This window comes from Aminobacter sp. P4_H6_2 (assembly GCF_056400805.1).
Map to the genome: position 1 here is coordinate 1 of NZ_JBFUKO010000841.1, position 1,927 is coordinate 1,927.

Consider the following 1,927-nt stretch of genomic DNA (forward strand, 5'->3'; position numbering starts at 1 on the left):
GTGCTGATGTGCGTCGGCGACACCATCGTCGGCGATTATCCGGAGCTGGCCTACGGCGAGACTTTCGAGCGCGGAAACATCAGCTGCGTCTCCGAGCGCTCGGGCGTGACCTGCACCAATGGGCGGGGTGCGGGATTTGAGCTTTCGCGGGCGCGGCAGCGGCTGTTTTGAATTCGACTCGTTTTTCGCGCGGAACGAGCCTGTCGTAACCCGGCATTAAGTATGATGGAGCGACAAGGGTGCGAGAGGTTTTGCGCACCATGTGGACACGCCAGCACAAGCAGACAAACACCGGCCGCTTCATCGTCCCTGCCTTGGCAGTGATGTTTTTGTCCTATTTCGGCTTTCATGCCTATCATGGCGAATTCGGCATCTATTCCAAGTATCGGCTCGAGGCGCGCGCGGTCGAGCTTCAGGCCAAGCTCGATACGGTCAGGGCACATCGCATGTCTGTCGAACGGCGGGTGCAGATGCTGCATGACGGCTCGCTGGAAAAGGACATGCTTGACGAGCAGGCGCGAAACGCCCTCAATATGTCCCATGCAGATGAGCTGACCATAATGCGGCCATCCGAGCGCCGCATTAACTGACTTCAAGTTAATGAACAAGAAATCCAACGTTTTTAGGCGCTTAACCGCATGCCTGCTATGCATTTTTCCGCATGGCGCAGCGTCATTCTACATGCTAGCGTTTTGGTCATGGAGAGGAGAGATTATGCATGATCTCCTCATTGTCCGCAAAGAGACGCCACTAGGGAGTGATGCATGGCCACCGCCGCCAGAAAAGCGCCTGCCAAAACCAAATCTGACACAAAATCTCTATCTGCTCCGGTAACGCCCAAACCGGTCGATTTCACCAAGGAACAGGATGTCGCGGCCTACCGCGAGATGCTGCTCATCCGCCGCTTCGAAGAAAAGGCCGGCCAGCTCTACGGCATGGGCTTCATCGGCGGCTTTTGCCACCTTTACATCGGCCAGGAGGCTGTCGTCACCGGCCTCCAGATGTCGCTGATCGAAGGCGATCAGATGATCACTGCCTATCGTGACCACGGCCACATGCTGGCCATGGGGCTGTCGGCGCGAGGCGTCATGGCCGAATTGACCGGGCGTCGGGGCGGCTTGTCGAAAGGCAAGGGCGGCTCCATGCACATGTTCTCCAAGGAAAAGCATTTCTACGGCGGCCACGGCATCGTCGGCGCCCAGGTGTCACTTGGGACCGGTCTGGCCTTTGCCAATCGCTACCGCGAGAACCCGAATGTCTCGGTGACCTATTTCGGCGACGGCGCTGCCAACCAGGGCCAGGTCTACGAGAGCTTCAACATGGCCGCGCTGTGGAAGCTGCCGGTGATCTACGTCATCGAAAACAACCGCTACGCCATGGGCACCGCCGTTACGCGTGCTTCGGCCGAGACGGATTTCTCGCAGCGCGGCGTGTCCTTCAAGATTCCGGGCATCAAGGTCGACGGCATGGACGTGCGCGCGGTCAAGGCCGCCGGCGATCTCGCCACCGAATGGTGCCGTTCGGGCAACGGTCCGATCATCCTCGAGATGGAAACTTACCGCTATCGCGGTCACTCGATGTCCGACCCGGCAAAATACCGCTCCAAGGACGAAGTGCAGAAGATGCGCTCGGAGCACGACCCGATCGAACAGGTCAAGGCGCGCCTCATCGCCAAGAAGTGGGCGACCGAGGACGATCTCAAGGCGGTCGACAAGGATGTTCGCGACATTGTGGCTGACGCCGCAGACTTTGCTCAGACCGATCCCGAGCCGGATGCTTCCGAGCTCTGGACCGATATCTTGATCTAAGGGAGGGCGCGAACATGCCGATCGAAATTCTCATGCCTGCGCTCTCGCCGACGATGGAAGAGGGCAATCTGTCGAAGTGGTTGAAGAACGAAGGCGACAAAATTGTCGCTGGCGATGTC

Annotated in this window: 4 protein-coding genes; all 4 read left to right on the top strand. The window is 58.7% G+C overall.

The annotated features are described in order from the left end of the window. Positions 1–6 precede the first annotated feature (6 nt). A complete protein-coding gene (locus AC1DUU_RS30785) occupies positions 7–171 on the top strand; it encodes a DUF6636 domain-containing protein (RefSeq protein WP_476787104.1) in 165 nt (54 codons plus the stop codon). A gap of 89 nt (positions 172–260) precedes the next feature. After that, entirely contained in the window at positions 261–590 is a 330-nt protein-coding gene (locus tag AC1DUU_RS30790) for an FtsB family cell division protein (RefSeq protein WP_476787105.1), read from the top strand. A gap of 174 nt (positions 591–764) precedes the next feature. Next, the gene (gene pdhA, locus AC1DUU_RS30795; RefSeq protein ID WP_476787103.1) at positions 765–1,808 is read left to right on the top strand and encodes a pyruvate dehydrogenase (acetyl-transferring) E1 component subunit alpha; all 1,044 of its coding nucleotides are present in this window, start codon (positions 765–767) and stop codon (positions 1,806–1,808) included. A gap of 14 nt (positions 1,809–1,822) precedes the next feature. Then, a partial coding sequence (locus tag AC1DUU_RS30800) for a biotin/lipoyl-containing protein (RefSeq protein ID WP_476787106.1) occupies positions 1,823–1,927 on the top strand: 105 nt, incomplete at its 3' end.